The 21,030-nt window shown below is 37.1% G+C and carries 11 protein-coding genes; 1 reads left to right on the forward strand and 10 read right to left on the reverse strand.

The genetic code is table 11. The annotated features are described in order from the left end of the window. The first annotated feature begins 1 nt into the window (after position 1). Positions 2-568 carry a hypothetical protein gene (locus B0A64_RS14360; protein ID WP_089480211.1) on the forward strand — a complete coding sequence of 189 codons (567 nt, stop codon included), beginning with the start codon at positions 2-4 and terminating at the stop codon, positions 566-568. Here B0A64_RS14360 and B0A64_RS14365 read toward each other — a convergent pair whose 3' ends face one another. The 10 genes from B0A64_RS14365 to B0A64_RS14410 all read right to left on the reverse strand — a co-directional run bounded on the left by B0A64_RS14365 (position 569) and on the right by B0A64_RS14410 (position 21,024). Further along, a complete protein-coding gene (locus B0A64_RS14365; protein ID WP_394338358.1) occupies positions 569-1,219 on the reverse strand; it encodes a M15 family metallopeptidase in 651 nt (216 codons plus the stop codon). A 58-nt stretch (positions 1,220-1,277) separates the two neighbouring features. After that, on the reverse strand, positions 1,278-2,330 hold the full coding sequence (locus tag B0A64_RS14370; protein WP_089480213.1) for a sialidase family protein: 1,053 nt from the start codon (positions 2,328-2,330) through the stop codon (positions 1,278-1,280). 91 nt (positions 2,331-2,421) lie between these two features. Beyond that, positions 2,422-4,008 carry a SusD/RagB family nutrient-binding outer membrane lipoprotein gene (locus tag B0A64_RS14375; RefSeq protein WP_089480214.1) on the reverse strand — a complete coding sequence of 529 codons (1,587 nt, stop codon included), beginning with the start codon at positions 4,006-4,008 and terminating at the stop codon, positions 2,422-2,424. Between the two features lie 17 nt (positions 4,009-4,025). Further along, positions 4,026-7,121 carry a SusC/RagA family TonB-linked outer membrane protein gene (locus B0A64_RS14380; protein ID WP_089480215.1) on the reverse strand — a complete coding sequence of 1,032 codons (3,096 nt, stop codon included), beginning with the start codon at positions 7,119-7,121 and terminating at the stop codon, positions 4,026-4,028. A gap of 263 nt (positions 7,122-7,384) precedes the next feature. Continuing rightward, positions 7,385-10,045 carry a glycoside hydrolase family 3 N-terminal domain-containing protein gene (locus tag B0A64_RS14385; protein WP_089480216.1) on the reverse strand — a complete coding sequence of 887 codons (2,661 nt, stop codon included), beginning with the start codon at positions 10,043-10,045 and terminating at the stop codon, positions 7,385-7,387. Positions 10,046-10,059: 14 nt separating this feature from the next. Then, positions 10,060-12,303: a GH92 family glycosyl hydrolase gene (locus B0A64_RS14390; protein ID WP_089480217.1), complete on the reverse strand. Its 2,244-nt coding sequence runs from the start codon at positions 12,301-12,303 to the stop codon at positions 10,060-10,062. Between the two features lie 8 nt (positions 12,304-12,311). Continuing rightward, complete coding sequence (locus B0A64_RS14395; RefSeq protein WP_089480218.1) at positions 12,312-13,796, reverse strand: alpha-L-fucosidase; 1,485 nt, start codon at positions 13,794-13,796, stop codon at positions 12,312-12,314. A 388-nt stretch (positions 13,797-14,184) separates the two neighbouring features. Beyond that, positions 14,185-16,506 carry a glycoside hydrolase family 20 protein gene (locus B0A64_RS14400; RefSeq protein WP_089480219.1) on the reverse strand — a complete coding sequence of 774 codons (2,322 nt, stop codon included), beginning with the start codon at positions 16,504-16,506 and terminating at the stop codon, positions 14,185-14,187. A 6-nt stretch (positions 16,507-16,512) separates the two neighbouring features. After that, complete coding sequence (locus B0A64_RS14405; protein WP_089480220.1) at positions 16,513-19,653, reverse strand: glycoside hydrolase family 2 TIM barrel-domain containing protein; 3,141 nt, start codon at positions 19,651-19,653, stop codon at positions 16,513-16,515. 303 nt (positions 19,654-19,956) lie between these two features. Then, positions 19,957-21,024: a carbohydrate-binding family 9-like protein gene (locus tag B0A64_RS14410; RefSeq protein WP_089480221.1), complete on the reverse strand. Its 1,068-nt coding sequence runs from the start codon at positions 21,022-21,024 to the stop codon at positions 19,957-19,959. Positions 21,025-21,030 lie beyond the last annotated feature (6 nt).

Raw genomic sequence — 21,030 nt, forward strand, 5'->3', positions numbered from 1 at the left:
AATGAAACAACTAATTACACTAACCTTTTTTTTATTAACCTTTACTGCATTTGCCCAAAAACCATGTGAATACAGTGCAAATGTAACTGACTCCCTTGGTACTTATAAAGTAACAAACGAATACCTGATGAGCGAAAAATATTTTGGAGGAACATTTGATTATGTTTTCTTTTCGCTGGCAAAAACAGATGGTTTACCTACCTTAAACCTACAACTGATCCAGAAGAGCAAAGATTTTATAAAAGCGAATTGCTTTGACAAAAACTCAAAAGTATTTTTGCAATTAGAAAACGGAAAAATAGTAACCCTGATTCATATCGACAGAGAAAGTTGCGGAACGCTTATTCATGACGATAAAGGTTTTGATAATCGCATCAATACAGGAATTTTTATGTTTATGAAAGAGAATTTTGAAGAGCTTAAAAAATCGCCTATTTCGATCATGAGAATTAAATACCTGACCAATACAGAAGATTATATCGTAAAAAGGGAATTAACATCTGAGCTAAATGGTAAAGTTTACCAGCCTAATACCTATTTCATGGAAAACATAAGATGTGTTGAATAATTAGTTACAATTCCATTTTTGGTTGGAAACCTTATCGTTTAAACCTGTTTTTAAATTGTAATGCCACCACTCTGAATCGAATGAATTGAAACCATTACTAATCATTGTTTTCTTAAGGTACTTACGGTTCGATTTTACGGCATTAGAAAGCTGTGTATAATTATGACTGGCTCTGCTGCCAAAAAAATCAAAAGGAGTTCCCATATCCACTTCTTTTCCATTACTATCGACTAACGAAATATCTACGGCTCCTCCTCTATTATGGATGGAGCCTTTTTTTGGGTCCGCCACATACTCGGGATTCGACACGATCTCCCACATTTTTTTCTGAATCGACAAAGGGCGATAACAATCGTATAATTTTATTTTATATCCTTTTTTATTAAAGTCTGTATTGGCAGCAATCAATGCTTTTACAGTTTTATAGCGCAGCAAACATTCGGCACAATCGTATACTTTTGCTTTTAGAAAATTATCCTCGGTAGCATATTTCATATCATAGATAAAATCGTTGCTGTAGTCTCTTAAATTTACAAATGTAGTATCTGCTATTTCTTGTTTTACAACACTTGAATACATTTCGTTTTGAGCCCTTACCGAAAGTGCACATAAAATGATTACAAAAAAGGCTAATGATTTGGCAAATGACATCATGATCTTACTATTTTAAAAATTCCCTTGAGGTAAATATAGAAATAAAAAAACTTCCCTACTTCGTATATTCAAAAACTACATGTTTAATATACTTTCGATTATAGGTATACAACACATGAATTTTAGCATCTGAGGTCTCAATAATAGCGGGATAACTAAATTCGCCTTCTTTTTGGTTTTCGAGATCAAACAACTTTTTCCAATTGCTGCCATCTTTAGAGTATTCTACATCCAGTACATTGCGGCCATTGAACCAATCTTTTCCTTGTGGCAAAGGATTATTGACCAATAAAAACGATTTTTTACCCAACGTTACCGCATCAATTCCGGAGTTCGAGTTTACGACATTGATACTATCTGTGTGTTGCCATGTAGTACCATTATCGTTGGACCAGCTCGAGATTATTTTATTGTGTTTGCTTCTCGACAACATCTGGATTTGAGTTGCAGAGTGAACCAGAAAGGTGGGCTGGATAATGTCGAATCCTTTTTTATCATCAATCTCGATCTTGTTCCAGGTATCAGTCGCTTCTGTGTATTTTTCTACATGAACCCTCCATTGATTGGTTTCGACACTTTCGGTACTGCTTCCGCATAAAATAATACCGGCAGTTGTTTCTATGGGCTTATTTCTAATGGGGCCTAATATTCCTTTTGGCAAATATTCAGGATTGCTCCAGGTGTTTCCGTTGTCTTTAGAAACAACCATAGCGCCAAACCATTCTCGTGGATTTTTGCCTATTTTATAAAATAAATACAGATTTTGGCTTTTACTTTTAAACAAAACGGGATTCCAGCACGGCAATGTGTCACCATCTTTTATCAACGGCTCAATAAGCTTTTTAGGCGCAGACCATTTTTTTTGTTTGTATGACGAAACATAAATACTAACATCTTTGGCACCTTCATATTTTCCGCCAAACCAGGCTGCGAGAAGTTCATTAGGTTCCAATTCGACCAATGTCGAGGCGTGACTGTTTGTAGTAACCGGATTGTCTGTAATATAATTTTGGGAAATATGAATTGCTTTGGGTTCTTTCTTTAATGAAGTGCAGGAAAGAAAAAATGCCAGAGACAACATTATGGGGCTGTAAATTTTTGAATTCATAAGCTGATATTTTTATATAAAACAAAAGGAGAGTTACCTCTCCTTTCGCATTTTTCGCAAAGACAATGAATGTCTTTACTGACCAAAATAATTATTTAGTGTCCCACCAAAGTTTTGTTCCTCCGGTATCAGGACCTTTTAGTTTTACGATTCCGTCTGTAACAGCATCTTTATTAGAAGAATATTCGTTTGTTACGTAAATAATTCTTTTCATCAGGCTTTTACCTACTCCGGCATCATTGTTATCTGTGTTAAGCGGCGGATAAATTACTTTTGCATCACTGCGACGTAAGTCTGCCCAAGACTCCCAGGATTCAGGAAAAATAGCCAAATACTTTTGAACCGCGATTTGTGTACGCTGGCTTGTTACAGCTGCTGACCATGCCACAGGCAATTTTACCGGTATATCCTGCAAGTCCAAAGTAGGATAAACTGTTAGCACGTTTGGCAAAGTTGGCAATGTATTTCCGGCAATGTAAGCGTTTATTGCAGTAGCATCTGTAATGCCCCATTGTGCCAGCGAAGCTCTAATACCTGCTTCATACAAGGTTTGTGCGGTTCCGCCCATATTCCATCCGTTCAAAGCACCTTCGGCTCTGCTAAAATAGTTTTCAGAAGCCATGAATACTTCAATATTTTTAGATTCACTAAGATTTCCTGCAGCTCCATTACCCATAACATCATTGTTGAAAGCAGAGAACTTGGTTGTCCCAAACTGATCTTCTAAACCTCCAATAGGCTGACCGCGATAAACACCGGTATCAATTTTGGCAAACCATTTGGCTAATCTTGGGTCATTATACCCTACAAGAATACTTTCCATAGAAGCTGTCATCGTATATCCCCAACTGTTTACAATCATGTTTAAGTTGTTTGGCGTGATGTTGCTTGCTTTAAAGAACGCACCCTGATCATTTGTTTGCATAACTCCTGCCGCTACAGCAGCTTCGGCTTGTGTTTTTGCTTTTGCAGGCTGAATATCAGAAATTCTTAATGCTAAACGCAATCTTAAACTGTTTCCAAAAACTCTCCAGTTCGAAACGTTACCGGCATACAAACGGTCGTTAGGCTGAAATGAGGCAACTGTTGTTACAGCAGAACCACTTAAAGTAGTATTTGCTTCATCCAGTAATTTAAAAAAGTCTTCATAAATAGATTCTACGCTGTCATAAGGTACTTTTTCTTTTTTGTTTCCTGCTTCTGTGTACGGGATTGGTCCGTAAGCATCTACCATTTGGTTGTACATAAAAACTTTCCAGATTTTAAGGATTGCCAAAGCTTCGGCATTTCCTTCAGATGCTTTGATGGCATTGTTTAAAGCCGGAACAGCAACGGTGTAAAATCTTGTCCATCCACGTCCTTCGTAACCGTTTACGAATGCATTACGTTCTGTACCATATCCACAATTTAAATATTGAATAAATGTAGAAGATAAAATTCCGGTTGCAATACCCCAGGTTCCCTGATCATCTACACCCGGTGAGGAGTAAGATCCGTTATGGATTCCTGCATAAAGCGCAGAGGCAAAAGAAGGTCCGGCAAGAGTTGGATCTAACTGATCTTCTGTAAGCGAATTAGGATCGGTGTTTATTTTGTCAAAGTCGTTTGTACAACTTGAAAAAACAGAAACCAGCGACAAGGCAACTCCTAATGTTTTTAATTTAAAACTATATTTCATGATGTCTCTTTTTTTAATTAAAATCCGAATTTAACATTAACTCCATAATCTCTCGTTGAAGGAATGTTGAAAGACTCTATACCTTGCAAGTTTCCTGTACCAGCACCCGCTTCCGGATCAAAATATTTAGCTTTATTAACAAAGAAGAATAAATTTCTTCCTACCAATGAAAAGTCAATATTTGTAAAACCTGAACCACCCAGGATACGTTTTGGTAAAGAATATCCAAAAACAAGTTCTCTTAATCTAATGTTTGTTGCATCATAAATAAAAGGCTCAGCAATAGGAGTTCTTTGTCCAATAGCAGTCCAGTATTGTTCTGCATTAATACTTGTAGTGTTTTGAACATAAGTTCCTGTACCTGTTGCAACAACACCATCGACAACAATACCTCCGGCTCTGCCTGCAAGTGTAACATCACTAACTCCTAAACCGGCTTGTCTTGCCTGAGTGTAAGAGATAACCTCACCACCAATTCTAAAATCAACAAGGAAACTTAAAGAGAAATCTTTGTATTTAAAATTATTTTTAAAACCTGCTGTCCAGTCCGGGTTAAAGTTTCCGGCACGTACATCAAAACTATTGGTTGCAAGTGGAATACCTGCACTGTTTACGATAATTTTTCCGTCAGGAGATCTTTGAAAACCTTTAATGTATAAATCTCCATACTCACCACCCTGAATAACTTTACTTCTTACCAATCTACCTTCACCAAGTACCAACTCTTCTCTTCCGCCGTAAATAGATTTTACTTCAGATTTGTAAGTAGCGAAGTTTGCCGTAACATCCCAAGAGAAATTTTCTGTTTGTATTGGTGTTGCAGTAAGCACTACCTCGATACCTTTATTTTGAATTTCTCCACCATTTACTACAGCTCTTGAAGTCGAAGAGGATTCTGGAGTATTAATGTAAAAAATCTGATCTTTTGTATTTGTTTTGAAATAAGTAACGTCTAATCCTACACGATTTTTAAACAATTTTACCTCACCACCAAACTCAACTGAGCTTGACATTTCCGGACGTAAATTAGGGTTTGCAGCTGTTGTCTGCGCATACAACATACCACCGTTACCACCAATATAAGATAATCTTGAACTGGTTTGATAAGGATCTGTATCATTACCCACTTTTGCATAAGAAGCTCTTAATTTTGCAAAACTAATCGTTTCCGGCAAAGTAAACATGTCTGAAAGAACTCCTGAAAGACCTACAGATGGATAAAAGAATGATCTGTTTGCTTCCGGTAAAGTAGACGACCAGTCGTTTCTTGCTGTTAAATCCAGGAACAAATAATTTCTGAAACCAATTTGTGAGAAACCATAAACAGAGTTAATTTGTTTCTCTGAAGCTGTAGAAGTAGATTGAATGGTTGAAACATTTGATAGGGCAAAAAAGTTTCTTTTGCTTAAAACTCCTCCTGAATACAGCGAAGAATTTTTTTGTTGCAAAGTATTCGCACCGGCATTAACCCCTATAGAGAAATCACCAAACTTCTCGTTGTAAGAAAGTAATGCATCTGTATTGAATTCGCTTACTGTTTCATAAGATTCGCTGTAGGAACCAAGATTGTTGTTGAACGCTATTGTAGCATATCTGTTTCTGACATTCTTGTTTGTCATTTGGTCTAAACCGGTTCTAACCTGTAAACTTATTGTTTTTGTAAAATCGTATTTAAGAGAGGCAAGACCTATAAATCTGTTTCTTTTATCTTTACGCGAATCATCACGCAACGCAGACCAGTATGGGTTTCCTCCGGGAGCTCCTGCTTCGTCTAAGAAATAATTTTGTTGCAATTGTCCTGCTGCATCTGTGTACTCAAAATCTCTGTATTCACTAAATTTGATACTACGTGGCAATAAATAAGCTGATGTACCAATAGATTCTTCTCCGGTTCTGAGCAGGTTATCGATATCCTGAACGATATAATTTGTTTTTACATCCAATGATAATTTATCAGATATTTTACTGGTCAATCTTAAGTTCAGGTTGTGTCTGTCTAATTGGTTACCTCCTACAATACCTTCGGCTTTTGTGTTGGTATAAGAGAAATAACCTTGTGCTTTTTCGTTTCCGGTTGTTACCGTTAAGGTATTGGCTAAATTATATCCTGTTTTATAGAAATCAATTACGTTATTAGGTTGTGGACTGTAATTTGTAGTTGCAGGTCCTGCGTAGTTAGGATTACGAACTAATTGCCAGGCCGAAACCTGACTTCCGTCTAATTTTCCTCCCCAGCTTGAACTGGATGTTGGATTGTAAGCACCCAAAGTTCCTTGTCCGTACTCGTTTTGCAAATTCATCAAATTATAAGCTGATGAAGCCATAAAGTTTGACGATACTGATACAGATGTTTTTCCTGATTTACCAGATTTTGTAGTGATAACAATTACACCATTACTGGCTCTTGTACCGTAAAGTGCTGCTGCAGATGGTCCCTTAAGAACAGTCATCGAAGCAATATCTTCCGGGTTAATATTTGAAATACCGTCAGGCTGAGTGGTTCCTCCTGTATCGATATCCGGGTTGGTAGTCGTTGTACCATTACTAATAGGTACACCATCTACAACATACATTGGCTGATTGTTTCCGGTAAGGGATCTGTTACCCCTTAAAGTAATTCTCGAGGAGCTTCCTACACCATTTGAAGTAGTCGAGAAGTTAAGACCGGCAACTTTACCTGAAAGTGAGTTGGCAACGTTTAATGATCTTGCTTCCGATAGTTCGTCTACCGAAATGTTTTGGGCAGAATACGTAATGGCTTTTTTCTCTCTCTTGATACCCAGAGCCGTTACTACTACTTCGCCCAATTGCTGTGTAGCTGCGCCTAATGCAACATTAAGTGTAGTTTGTGTTCCTACGGCGACTTCTTTTGGAGCGTTGCCTACGTAAGTGAAAACTAAAACTGCTGATTGATTGGGAACTGAGATGCTGTACTTACCATCAAAATCTGACGATGCACTTGTCTTTGTTCCTTTAACCACAACATTTGCTCCCGGAATTGGTATTCCGCTAGAAGCATCTGTTATCGTTCCTTTTACTGTAGTTTGTGCTTGTAAGCCTTGGAATGCAAACAAGCAGAAAACAAACAGTAATTTTAGTACGTCCTTAATCATATTAGTTGTTTTTTTAGAGTTAATAACATGTTAAACTTAAGAATACATTTTGTTAACAAAATATTATTTCGACAAATGACAACTTTCAAAAGGCGTTGGGTAAACTTTAACATTTAAAAACAAAAAAAGGGTTTATTTTGTAATATAAACCCTCTTTATTGCAGTACCAGTCTCTTATCTAAATCTAACCTATTTAGCTATTTTTTAAATATATTCTTTACTTAATACTTAAAACTCTAAACATATTACTCGTTTTTATAAAATTATTGCAAAACCTTAAATTGTGTTTTCAGCAAATCAACGGAGTTACCGCCAACCATAACTTCAAAATCACCAGGTTCTACAACATTTTTCATTTCGCGATTCCACAACGATAATTCATCAGGAGTTAACATAAATTCTACTTTTTTAGTTTCTCCTTTTTTGATCAATAATCGCTTGAACCCTTTTAATGTTTTTCTTGGAGTGGTAACACTACTATAGATATCGTCTAGGTATAACTGCACCACTTCGTCTCCGTCAAAATTTCCGGTGTTCTTAACATCAACACTTACTTTTAGTGTTCCCTCTTTTTTAATTTCCTTGTTACTAATAGTAAGATTAGAATATTCGAAAGTGGTGTAACTTAATCCATAACCAAAGGTGTATAAGGGATTTTCGCTTTCGCTGACATATTTGTGTATCGCAGATGGTTTCTGGTTGTAATATATAGGTAGCTGCCCCACAGATTTAGGAACTGTAATTGGCAATCTGCCGCCCGGATTATAATTTCCAAACAAAACATCGGCTACAGCCTTTCCTCCTGCTTCACCCGGAAACCAGCCTTCTACAAGGGCAGGAATGTTTTCGCTGATCCAGTTTGTCGAAAGCGGACGACCGTTTAATAATACACAAACCACAGGAGTTCCTGTTTTCTGAATTGCTTCGATTAGTTCCTGCTGCATTCCGTGCAGGTCTAAAGTTGCAACATCCCTGTTTTCTTCTACCAATTCGTTTGATTCGCCCAATACAACAATCGCAACATCGGCTTTTTTGGCAATGTCTATAGCAGGCTGAAAGTTTACTTTTTCCAGATTCCAACGCAGGTGCGCTCGGGCTCCCCAGCCGCCTTCCCACATTTCGATGCGGACTTTGTATTTTTTACCGGCTTCGATATTTTTTGGTGTTGTAACCATGCTCGTTGCCCCTTTTGTCCAGTTGTCGATTACCAGTTGATCGTCGATCCACATTCTGATTCCGTCATCAGAACTTAAACCCAGCCAGCCATCAAATGATTGGTCTGATTTTAGGTAACCTGTCCAGCGAATCGAGAAATCATCATCTGTAACACCATCACCAGGAGACCACGGCCAGTCAAATTCTAACTGATTATCGATACGGGTCAATGCCGGAGTTCCCTCTACATTTCTATTATTAAAATATTCGCCTTTTAATCCGTTTTGAGCTTCATCTGGTGTAAATAAATATTTTGACGGAATAATTTGCCCTTTTACAATTAGCGGAACACCCTCTTCATAAAGTACATTAGTTTTTGCACCAACAACTTGTTTAACACCTTCTAAAACGGTTGTTCCTACTTTATTTTTTACAGAATATCCTCCAAGTCTCGACGCATCGGCATTTGGTCCAATAACAGCAACGGTTTTGATCTCTTTGCTAAGCGGCAAAATATTGTTTTCATTTTTTAATAAAACAATAGATTTATGACCTGCTTCCAGAGCGATATCCTGATTTTCTTTGGTATGAAAACGCTCTTTGATCAGATTTTTATCAGTATATGGATTTTCGAATAATCCCAACAAAAATTTAAGTCTTAAAACACCACCGGCAGCACGATCTATTTGCGCCATGGTTAGTTTTTTCTCGTTTACCAATTCGATAACACTTTGTTGCCAAAACTCATTTGTAAAATCATAAAACTGCATGTCTACTCCCGCAGCAACAGCTTCACGGATACTTTCTTTGGGAGAATCTGTTACATAATGGGTGGTTTGAAGGTATTTTATAGCGCCAAGATCTGAAACCACAATTCCTTTAAAACCCCATTCTTTTCTTAATACATCTGTGAGCAACCAATGATTTGCGGCACAAGGAATTCCGTCCAGCTCAGAGTACGCACACATGGTACCAAGTGCACCGCCTTTTTTGAATGCTTTTTCGAATGAGGGTAAAAAATCTTCACGTGCAGTGCGTTCTCCAACCAAAACAGGAGACGAATTTCCTCCTGCCTGCGGAATACCGTGTACGGCAAAATGTTTTGGTTCTGCAATAATCGAGCGATCAGATCTTAGATCATCTCCTTGCATTCCTTTGATCATGGCAGTACCAATCTCGCCAACCAAATACACATCTTCGCCAAAAGTTTCGGCAACCCTTCCCCAACGTGGTTCACGCCCTACATCAAGATTGGGTCCTAAACCAAAATGAACGCCATGTGCTCTGGCTTCGGTACCAATTACTTTTCCAACTTTATCCATCAAATTGGTATCCCAGGTTGCGCCCAGACCTATGTTCATTGGGAAAGCCGTACTGCCGTCGTCTAAATAACCGTGAAGCATCTCGCACATAATAAGTGCAGGAATTCCCCATTTGTTCTTTTTAATCACTTCGCTTTGCAAATCATTAATCATTTTTGCCGATCGGGGATAAATGTCATGAATAGCACCAATACCCAGATTGCCAATTTTAAGATCTGATTTAGCCTTAGAAAAATCTTCCTTCTCCTTAAAAAATTCCCCTTTGTACATGTCCATCTGGCGTACTTTTTCCTCCAGGCTCATGCGGCTCAACAAATCTGTAAGCCTTTCTTCGACTGGTACTTTAGGATCTTGGTACGGATATTTTTTTTGTGCTTGTATCTGGTTCAAAAAACCTGTAGCCATTACAAAAATAAGGGCTGTTTTTTTTATTCTAAGTTGTAACATAGTAGTGTTGTTTTTTAATTTTGAATCACTTTCAGTATTTTTCCATTTACAAAATCTTCATGCGAAATAAAAAAGCTGTTAAGTGTTTTTCCGTTTAGCTCAATCGAGTTGATTTTTCCATCATTATTTTCTTGCCTTTCAATTACAATACTTTCTTTTTTATAATATTGTGGATCTAATTTTATAGTCACTCTATGAAACATTGGCGTTGTAATGGTATAAATTGGATCTCCCGGAGATATAGGATAAATTCCCATCATAGAATAAACCAACCAAGCCGACATTGTTCCGGCATCATCATTTCCGGGTAATCCTTTTGGTTTGTTCTGGAAGTGTTCCTGAACCAGTCTTTTTACCAATTCCTGACTTTTCCATTCTTCTCCTTTTATATAATTGAACAAGTACGGATAGGCAATATCAGGTTCGTTTGCCATATCGAATTGTTTAAGATCAAAAACTTTTTGCAATTGGTCAGAGAACGGTTTATCACCGCCCATTAATTTTATTAATCCTTTGATATCGTGTGGCACCATAAACGCATATTGCCATGCATTGCCCTCGATAAAGCCTACATTTTCCTGAAAATTAGCTCCGGATTCAGGATCAAAAGGTTCATACCAATTTCCGTTTGCCAGCCTAGGTCGAAATAATTTTAAATCTTTGTCATACAATTTTCGGTACGATAGCGAACGTTTGGTAAAACGCTTGTAATCTTCTTTTTCGCCTAAAGCTTTTGCTAAAAGTGAAATCGCATAATCTGACGTATTATATTCCTGCGTTGTAGAAACGGGACCTGGATAATTGGTTGATAAATATCCTTTTTCGATATATTCTTTAAGTCCCGGACGTAACGGATTTCCTTCTGTTTGATCTGCACTTTGTACCATTGCATGGTAGGCTTTGTAAATATCAAAATCCTGAATTCCCTTTAGGCAGGCGTCGACTATAACGATACTTGCAGGATCTCCAACCATCGTAAAAGTTTCTGTAGAATTTAATTCCCATTTGGGTAACCAGCCATTTTCATCATACATTTCCAACATGCTTTTTATCATATCAGATTGTTGTTTAGGATATACTAAAGACGTTAGCGGATGCATGTTTCGATACGTATCCCATAAGGAAAATACGGTATAGCGGGTACCATCTGTTTTACGAATCTTGCTTCTTTTTATGTTTGGATATTCTCCGTTACTATCATTTAAAACATTGGGATGAATTAAAGTGTGGTACAAAGCGGTGTAAAAAATTGTTTTATCATCATTTGAACCACCTTCGACTAAAATCTTCGATAGTTCCTGGTTCCATTCGTCATAAGTGTCTTTATAAACGCTATCAAAAGATTTATCTCCGGTTTCTTTTTCGAGGTTTTCACGAGCATTTTCAATACTTACATAAGAGATTCCAATTTTAACTTCTACAGTTTCCTGCTTATCGAATTTATAGGTAAAGTAGCTCCCAATACTATCACCAACAACTGTTTTGATGGTGTTTTTCATGATTCTGGTTTTGCCGTTATATCCCATCCATTTGGCTTCGACACCTTCATATTTTGGTGTTTTTTTCCAGACACCAAAATTTTTTGCGGGTTTAGAAAATCTCGCTACAAAATATACCGGATAAGCATCCTCCGGGCTGTTGTAACAAAAAGAACCCACGCTTCGCATTCCTTCAATTTCTGTTGGGGAAACGACTTTTATCATCGCGCCTTCTTCATTGGTTAAACCTAAACCCAGATTTAATAAAATATTAGATTGCCCTTTTGGGAAAGTAAATCTGCTTACCCCAACTCGTTTCGAGGCTGTAAATTCTCCTTTTACTTTATACTTGTCGATGTTTACACTATAGAAACCTGCCTTGGCAATTTCGTTAGAATACGTTGAGCCGTATTTTAAATGATCGATCTCTACCTCTCCAGTGGTTGGCATCAACAAGATAACACCCAGTTCCGGACAACCAACACCACTTAAATTAACCTGACTAAATCCGGTCAAAAAAGTGTTCTCGTTTACATACGGATTTGATAACCACTGACTGTCTTTTTCTAACGGACGGTTTTGTGGTCCTGCCACATTAAACGGACTTATACTAGCCATACCTCTTGGTGCAATGGGTCCCGGAAATGTAGCTCCGTAATTGGATGTGCCAATAAACGGATTGACAAAATCTACCGGTTGTTGTGCAAAAATAGTTATGCTAAAAAACAGCATGTAAAAAAAACATGCTGTTTGCAGGGTGATCGTTTTATTTAAAAACATAGTATTCTCTATCTGTTAATCGTTTCAATTTTTAAGGTCCATGCTTCTTTACACGGTAAATTTTTTCTTAGGCTTTCCGGAATTACAACTTTAAATCCTGTGGTTTCTTTGGTCCATTTCAAGGAAGTTTTAGAACCCAGCATCGTAATTTTTGTTCCTTTTTTAGGATTAATAGATTTTACGATAACTTCTGCCGGAATTTTATCTTCTCCCGGTTTTGCCAAATAAAACAAAAATACGTTTCCTGCTTTATTTTGTGTCATACAAATGTTATTTTCCTTAAAAGGTTCAATTGGTTTAGTCTCATAAATTGCCGTGCTGTTTACTTTCATCCAAGCTGCATAAGCCCCTAACAAATCATAAGCTCCCTGTTGCCACTCGCCTTCAGGGCTTGGTGCTATGTTCAATAATAAATTCCCGCCTTTGGCCACAACATCAATCAGCATGTGAATTCCTTCTCTTCCTGTTAGATATTTAGCATCAGGAGTATACGACCAGCCACCACCGGATGTAATACAAGATTCCCATGGGTAAGGCAATGTTTTCTCGGGAACACGGTTTTCAGGAGTCAGATAGTTTTGGTTTTTTCCGTGCACTGCTCTGTCTACCACAATTAATCCCGGTTGTTTTTGGCGTGCTTCTACAACCAATTCGTCCATTTTAGGATCTTGTTCTACTACTCTGTGTTTGATAAAACCATTTTTAGATTCGTTTTCTGCAAATTTTTCTTCGTAGTTTTCTTTTATATTTTGTTGGTCTCTTTTTCTAACCCATCCGCCATCTAACCACAAGATATCGACTTTACCATAATCTGTCAATAATTCCAGAATTTGGTTGTGTGTAAAGTCAACATATTTTTGCCATTTTTCAGGATATAAAGTTGGATCATAGTTGACGTTTCTGTCGAAAGGAGGAAAATACGGATCCCAATAATTCTCGTTGTGCCAGTCCGGTTTAGAGAAATAAGCCCCAATCGATAAGTTTTCTTTTCTAAAAGCATCAAAAACTTCTTTGGTAATATTCGCTTTTGGATTACTGCTAAAAGCGCATTCTTTGTCTGTTACCTTATAATCGCTGTATTTGGTATCAAACATCGAAAATCCGTCGTGGTGTTTTGTCGTAAAAACCATGTATTTCATTCCTGCTGCTTTGGCTGCTTTTGCCCATTTTGCAGGATCAAATTTTACGGGATTAAAGGTCTTTTTTAATCCTTCATAATCTTTTACGTATTGATTGTAATTTGCCGGATTACTTCCTTTTTTGCGTTCGCACCATCCATAATCTTCCGGACATATCGACCAGGATTCTACAATTCCCCATTCGCTGTATGTTCCCCAATGCATTAACAATCCAAACTTTTTGCCTTGCCATTCGTCCAGATTTTTTAGTACCAACGGATCTGTTTCCGGTACGTAACGTTCATCTTCGTAAATGGCCTGAGAAAACATTTGAACTGAAAATAAAATTGCGATTATAAATATTCCTCTTTTCATCTTTAATCTGTTTTATGGTTTTTTGTTTTTGTTTTTGGTTTTGGTCTTTATTTTTAAACACATAGAAACATAGCTTTTTGGAATGTAAAAGGCGTTTCACTTTGCATTAACAAACATAGCTATGTGTAAAAAACTAGTTTTTTTTTAAAATCTCTTTTTTATACACTTCAACAAATAAATCTATGTTTCTATGTGTTTAAAATTATGCGTAATTTAACTTTCTTTAATTTATTCTCATTTTTGTCATTTCGACGAAGGAGAAATCTTCGTAAGAAACTCCTCATAGCAACTCGTCAATCTTTGTCGAGTTTCTTGCGGAGATCCCTCGTTCCTCGAGACGACAATATTGGGGCTACTTTATCTTTAAACAATTTCTCCAAATTGCTTTTTAATTCACTAAAATTTCGTCTACAAACAACCACGAATCCTCTCCTTTTGGACTTTTCTTAAGGTTTGTTGCGACTACTTTTACAAATCTGGCATCCCGTTTTTCAAAACTGATTTTAAAATCTTTCAATTCAGAGGTTACATTTACAGCATAGGCACGCGCCACTTTGCCTGCTTCTTTGTAATTAATACCATCGTTTGAGACCAAAACTTTTATTTGTGTTGGAAAAAACACGCCTGAACCCTGACTTTCCAATGTTCCAATAGTCACTTGTTGTATGCTTTGTTGTGCTTCAAGATCCACAACAATCTCCATATCATTGACCAGCCACGCTTGCCATTGACCATCATGAAAATTCTTAGATCCCCTGATCGTGTTGACCATACTAAAAGCTCCATCTCCTTTATAATTATCATTATAAGGTGTGAGGTAATTTACTTTATGTGCTACTGCTTTATGAAATATGATGGTATCTGTAAATGTTTTGCCTACCGGTTTATCATTTTGAAATAAAGAAGCTTTTAGAACCGTTGTTTGGTTAAATTGTATTGGATTTGCATATTTTACAGCATTATGATCAATGCTTTTGTCTCCTAAAACATATCGAATATCGGGATTTGGAAATTCATTTTGTAAGGTTACATTGATTTGTTTTTTTACTAAATCTGCACTTGACGAAGCTGTTACCAGATAAGCACTTTTGGCATAATTGATTCCTAAATAATCGTATCGTTTTAATAAGAAGGCTAATCTTGTGGTAAAATCTACCCAATTACGGCTTTCTTTGGTGCTCCATAAAACCTCTGATAAAGCGGCTAATCTGGGGAAAATCATGTATTCTGACTCTTTTGGCCCTGCCAGATGTTCTGCCCATAAATTTGCCTGGCCTCCTAATACGTGACCTGCTTCCTGAGGTGTCATTGTAGGTACAACAGGATCAAACTCATATACTTTGTTTAATGGTGTATAGGCATCAAAAGCCAGAGGTTCTTCGTTTTGAGGTCCTTGATAAAAATTAAAATAACAGTGCGATTCCGGAGTCATGATTACATCATGCCCTTGTTCTGTAGCTTCAATTCCGCCTTTTGTACCTCTCCAGCTCATAACAGTAGCTGCGGGAGCCAGACCTCCTTCCAGAATTTCGTCCCAGCCAATTACTTTTTTGCCTTTAGAATTAATGTATTTTTCTATTCTTTTTACAAAATAGCTTTGCAGTTCGTTGACATCTTTTAATCCTTCGTCTTTGATTCTTTTTTGACAATGCGGACATTTTGCCCAATTGGTTTTTGTGGCTTCATCTCCTCCAATATGAATATATTTAGAAGGAAAAATAGTGATTACCTCATCAATTACATCCTGCAAAAACTCAAACGTAGATTCTTTTCCTGCACAGTAAATATCTGTAATAGGCCATAACCCGCCTGATGGCACACCAATACGCTGATCAAAACAAGCCAGTTCCGGATAAGCTGCAATGGCAGAACTAACGTGTGCCGGCATTTCGATTTCAGGAATTACTTCGATGTTTTTGCTTGCGGCATATTTTACGATTTCTTTTAACTCTTCTTGTGTCAAAAATCCTCCGTAGGTTCCTTTTTCATCCGGATTTGTGGTTAGTCTGGCATTCCAGGAAACGTTTTCCTGATTGACTCTCCAGGCACCCACCTGGGTTAATTTTGGATATTTTTTTATTTCGATTCTCCAACCCTGATCGTCTACCAAATGCAAATGCAAAACATTCATTTTGTGCATTGCCAAACGATCTATGGTTTCGATCACATAATTTTTGTCAAAAAAATGACGCGATAAATCCAGCATTAATCCTCTCCACTCAAAACGCGGCTGATCGTTGATCGTCACGTTAGGAATTTCCCATTTTATGTTAGGCACCACATTTTTACTTTCGATAACATCCGGAAGCAATTGTCGGATACTTTCTAATGCGTAAATAAATCCGGCATTTGTTTTTGCCCAAATCGTAATACTTTTAGTATTTACCTCAAGTCTATACCCTTCTTTACTAAGATTTTGATCTGTTTTGAATTGTATAAAATTAGTTTGCGGAAGCTTACCCGAAATTTCCGGACGAAATCCTGCCGACTTTTCAAATTTGTCGATCAAAGCTCCGGAAATTTCTTTTTGAAACTCTGTATTGGCAACAAATCTGGTATTTTTAGAAAATTCAAAAGCCCCTTTATTAATCACTACCTGCACGGGTTTCGGAATAATCTGAATGTCTTTTTCTGTATATATTTTTTGACTATAACCTGAACTTAAAACAGTTAGAAAGATTACGACAAGCCAGGGTTTTAATATCCTCATGATAAACTATTTTAATGATGGTGTAATTTTAAATTGATACTGATACGTTTTGTCTCTTAGCAGGTATTTTTCCATTGGCCAGGCTTGCCAGCTGTCTATTCCTCCCACACCCATTTGTTTGTAATCAATTTTTAAGCTTGTTAAATCTCTTTCTTTCAATTCGGCTGCGTGTCTTTGATCCTTTTTTAATCCGTCATCCAAATCTTCATTTAAAAAATGCAAAGCGGTAACTGCCAATAACTGATCTGAGTTTACGGTTATTTTCAATTTATCATTTGATAATTCTAACCAGCGAATCCCGGTTTTATTTCCGGTTTCCTGCGGACGGATATACGGATAATACTGCTCTGAAACCGTTTGGTTATACCAACCAACTTTTGCACTGTAATTTCTGTCGATATAATTTTCCTGAGGTCCTCTGCCATAATAACTCATATTCTCAAAATCTTTTGAAAGAATAATTTCCATTCCAAATCTTGGCAAAATAGGTTGTTCCTTGGTTTTATCCAAATTCAATTGCTCTTTTACGATCAATTCGCCATTGCTGTTAATCTCGTAATTTAGTTCTAAAGTCGAGGCAACAGACGTTAGATTATAGGTTGCTTTTACCAGAATTTTATTGTCTTTTGTTGCCGTATAGGTCCAGCTTGTAAGCACAGGATTTTCTGTAGCTTCTTTCCATGCGACTAAATTTACCTGAAAATTTGCTCCAAAATCATTATCGTTTGGTGCTCTCCAAAGATTTGGGCGCAATTCATAACCGCTTTTTATAATGGGTTGATTATTGAAGGAATAAGAATTGATAAATCCGGTTTTTTTATCAAAAGCAATCTCTGCCTTGTCACTTTTAAAAATAACAGCGTTTTCTTTTTTATCGACTGTTATTTTTGCAACCCCATCAACCTTTATATCGTTTTTCCAGATTCCTTTATATGCCAATTGTTCTGTTGCAATTTCGAAACCTTTTGGCAAAAGTGGCTCGTCTTGTTTGAGCTGATAACTGATGTTTATAAAAGCTTCCTGAAATTTTTTATCACCCAATTTTACAGGCAGCGTATAGGTTTTAGACTGATTAGGATCTATTGCCAGCTCATCGATAACTCCGCTGTCTTGCTTAATTCCGTCTAAAACTAATGTCCAGTGTAGCGTTACATTACTTAAATCCTTAAACGAAAATTCGTTGTATACTTTTATCGTTCCTGTTTCCTGATTGTCCCACGAAGTCAGGATATTTTGCAACACATTTCGCATTTCAAGCGCATGCGGATTTGGTTTTCTTTCGACCGTAAATACACCATTGTTTACAAAGTTATTATCACTTTTTACCTCTTTTGGACCAAAATCACCTCCATAAGCCAGAATACGGGTTCCGTCAGGTTGTGTTTTATAAACTGACTGATCGATCATGTCCCAGATAAACCCGCCCTGAAAGTTTGGATATTTACGAATGACATCCCAATAATCCTTAAAATTTCCCATCGAATTTCCCATGGCATGTGCATATTCACACTGAATATAGGGTCTTGACGGATTTGGGTTTGCCAGAATATATTCTTCCATTTTGTTTGGCGAGCTGTACATTGGATCTATAATATCAGAATCCCATTCGAATTTTAAGTCTTTTCCGTCCCATGCTCCCGCAGTAGCTCTCTCGTACTGAATGGGTCTTGATTTATCGCGATTTTTGATCCACAAATAACCTCTGTAAAAATTATAACCGTTTCCGGCTTCGTTACCCATACTCCAGATAATAATCGACGAATGGTTTTTATCGCGTTCGATCATACGCTGCATACGCTGGATGTGCGGTAGCTCCCAATCTGGCTTGTTTCCCAGAGTTTTGGTAATATCATAACCCATTCCGTGTGATTCTATATTGGCTTCGTCAACCACATAAATTCCGTATTTATCACATAATTCATAAAAATATTCATCGTTAGGATAATGCGACATTCTTACGGCATTGATATTAAACTCTTTCATGATTCTAACATCCTGCTCCATGCGTTCTCTCGAAATTGTTTGTCCGGTTACGGGATCAACTTCATGACGGTTTACACCTTTTATATAAACGGCTTTTCCGTTTACCAAAAGTTGTCCGCCTTTGATTTCTACTTTTCTAAAACCAACATTTTGATCGATTACCTCAACAGTATTTCCTTTTTTGTCTTTTAAAATAAAACGTACCTGATACAAATTAGGGATTTCTGCGCTCCATTTTTTAGGATTGTTTACCGCAAAATCAAACGTTTGTTTTGGGCTTAAACCCGTAATAATTTTTGAGGTAATAATTTTTTCCCCGTCTTTAAGCTGAACGTCTAACGTATAAGTATCTTTTGCATTTAAATCCGAGAATTCAGTCGAGATTTTCAAAGTTCCGTTTACATACGAAGCGTCCAGATCCGGAATAATTTCATAATCTTTAAGGTGGGTTTTGTTTCTGGCAACGAGATACGAATCTCTCGTGATCCCGCTCATTCGCCACATATCCTGACATTCCAGATACGAGCCGTCACTCCATTTCATTACTTTTAAAACAATGCTGTTTTTACCGGTTTTTACATATTTATTCAAATTGAATTCTGATGGTAATTTTCCGTCTTCACCATACCCAACATACACACCATTTACCCAAACAGTAAGATTTGATTTTGCTGTACCAATATGTAGAAATATATCTTTTCCTTCCCACGATTTATCAATTGTAATTTCTCTTCTGTATACTCCTGTCGGGTTATATTTTGTAGGTACAAACGGCGGATTTGGCGCCATTAAATAATCAAAATCGTAGGTGGTATTGACATACACCGGATATCCGTAACCGTTGACATCCCAACTTGCGGGGATTTTAAAATTATCCCAGGCTGCATCGTTAAAAGTGCTTTTTTCGAAGTCTTTGGGCAGTGCGTCCGGACTGTCTGCATATTTAAATTTCCAGGGGCCGTTGATATCCAGGTAATTTTTAGAGTCTCTCCATTCGTTTTTGGTTGCCAGTGCTTCATTTTCAAAAACATAATAGGCAGCATGCATGGGCTCTCTATTATCTTCGTTGATTTTTTCGTTCTGCCAAAACGGAACTTTCTCCTGCGCATTTACAGTAAATGGCGAAGCAATGAGTACTGTTAGTATGAATAGTATCTTTTTCATTCTTTATTTTTTTGCTCTTTGTCAAAATTTTATTTTAACACATAGAGACATAGATTTTGTAAACTTAAAATAGGCGTTTCACTTGCCTAAATACACAAAGCCAGCTATGTTAAAGAAATGTATTTCTTTTGTGTTTTTTTGTTATACACCTAAAATCTATGTTTCTATGTGTTCAAAAATCATACACAATCTGCTTCATTATCCGGAAAAGACCCGCGCCTATGGTTGGGGAGCATGGGCGCGATCGTTCATTTTCCAGGCGGCATTCTGTATAGAATCCCGGCTATAGTCTCTTTTATCGTTTTAATATACTATTATTTTACCATCTTGCCTGATAAGGAATGTCTGATTAGAAAAGGGACTTTTTACTGATATGTTATATCCTGCTGTATGATTTTCTAATACAGGTTTCAAAATTTTGTCCTCGATACGAATCGTTTCTTTCGTAAGATCGGCGATAGATTTTGCCCAGACTTTGTGTTTTTCAAAATATTCTTTTTGAAATCGGTACAAATTATAAAGTTCCCATCTCACTTTTTCGTCCTGCGGTATTGTAAAATTGTCTTTTCCTTCTTTGGACGAGAAATAAACATACCCCCATTTTTCCGGTTCATGCATATTGATCACACCCATTGGCGACCAAACCCAGTTGTACTCCGGCAAAAACTTTCCGTTGGCATCTTTCTTGCGTTCATAACTGCCATTTTTTATATCATGTTGCCAGTTTACCCTTGAGAAATTGACTCTCCAAAATTTATCCACCGGCACATTTTTGTCAAAATAAGAAGTTTTGTAAGATGCCCAGGGAATCGCCATTTCTAATACCCAACCCTGATCTGTATCGTTTGGGTTGTTTAGCGTTCCGTTGATTTTTACCGCTGATTTTAGTCCCGGAATATTCCAGTCGTTCAAAACAACATTATCGTTTTCTCTGTAAGGTTTTGACAAAAACAGATCCCAGGCTGTATTTAAGGCATTTATTTCTAATTCATAATAGTTAAAAGTGTCGCTATCGGGATCTATAAAAACTTCAAAATCGTTGTTGTAAAAAATAATGGTATCACGTTGTTTTAAATTTGCCCAAACATGCGGTTCGTCAATTTTTGCTAAAATATAAAAATTGGTTTCATCCCAGAGCATTTTTACTTTTGTAGCATATTTTGGTTTTACGTTATTTTCTATATCTTCAAAAAGAGCTGTCCACTCTACTTTATTCCAGGAAACATCAGATTCGTCGCCATCAATTACAATTGGAGTTGTCGTTTTGGCCGCCACATAGGTTTTAGGAATAATGGTGTTCTTCGATTGCGAATAACCGCTTATCGAAAGAAATCCTAAAACAACTGTTACCCATTTTAATTTTAAATGCATGCTTTG

It is taken from the genome of Flavobacterium araucananum (assembly GCF_002222055.1).
GTDB lineage: Bacteria > Bacteroidota > Bacteroidia > Flavobacteriales > Flavobacteriaceae > Flavobacterium > Flavobacterium araucananum.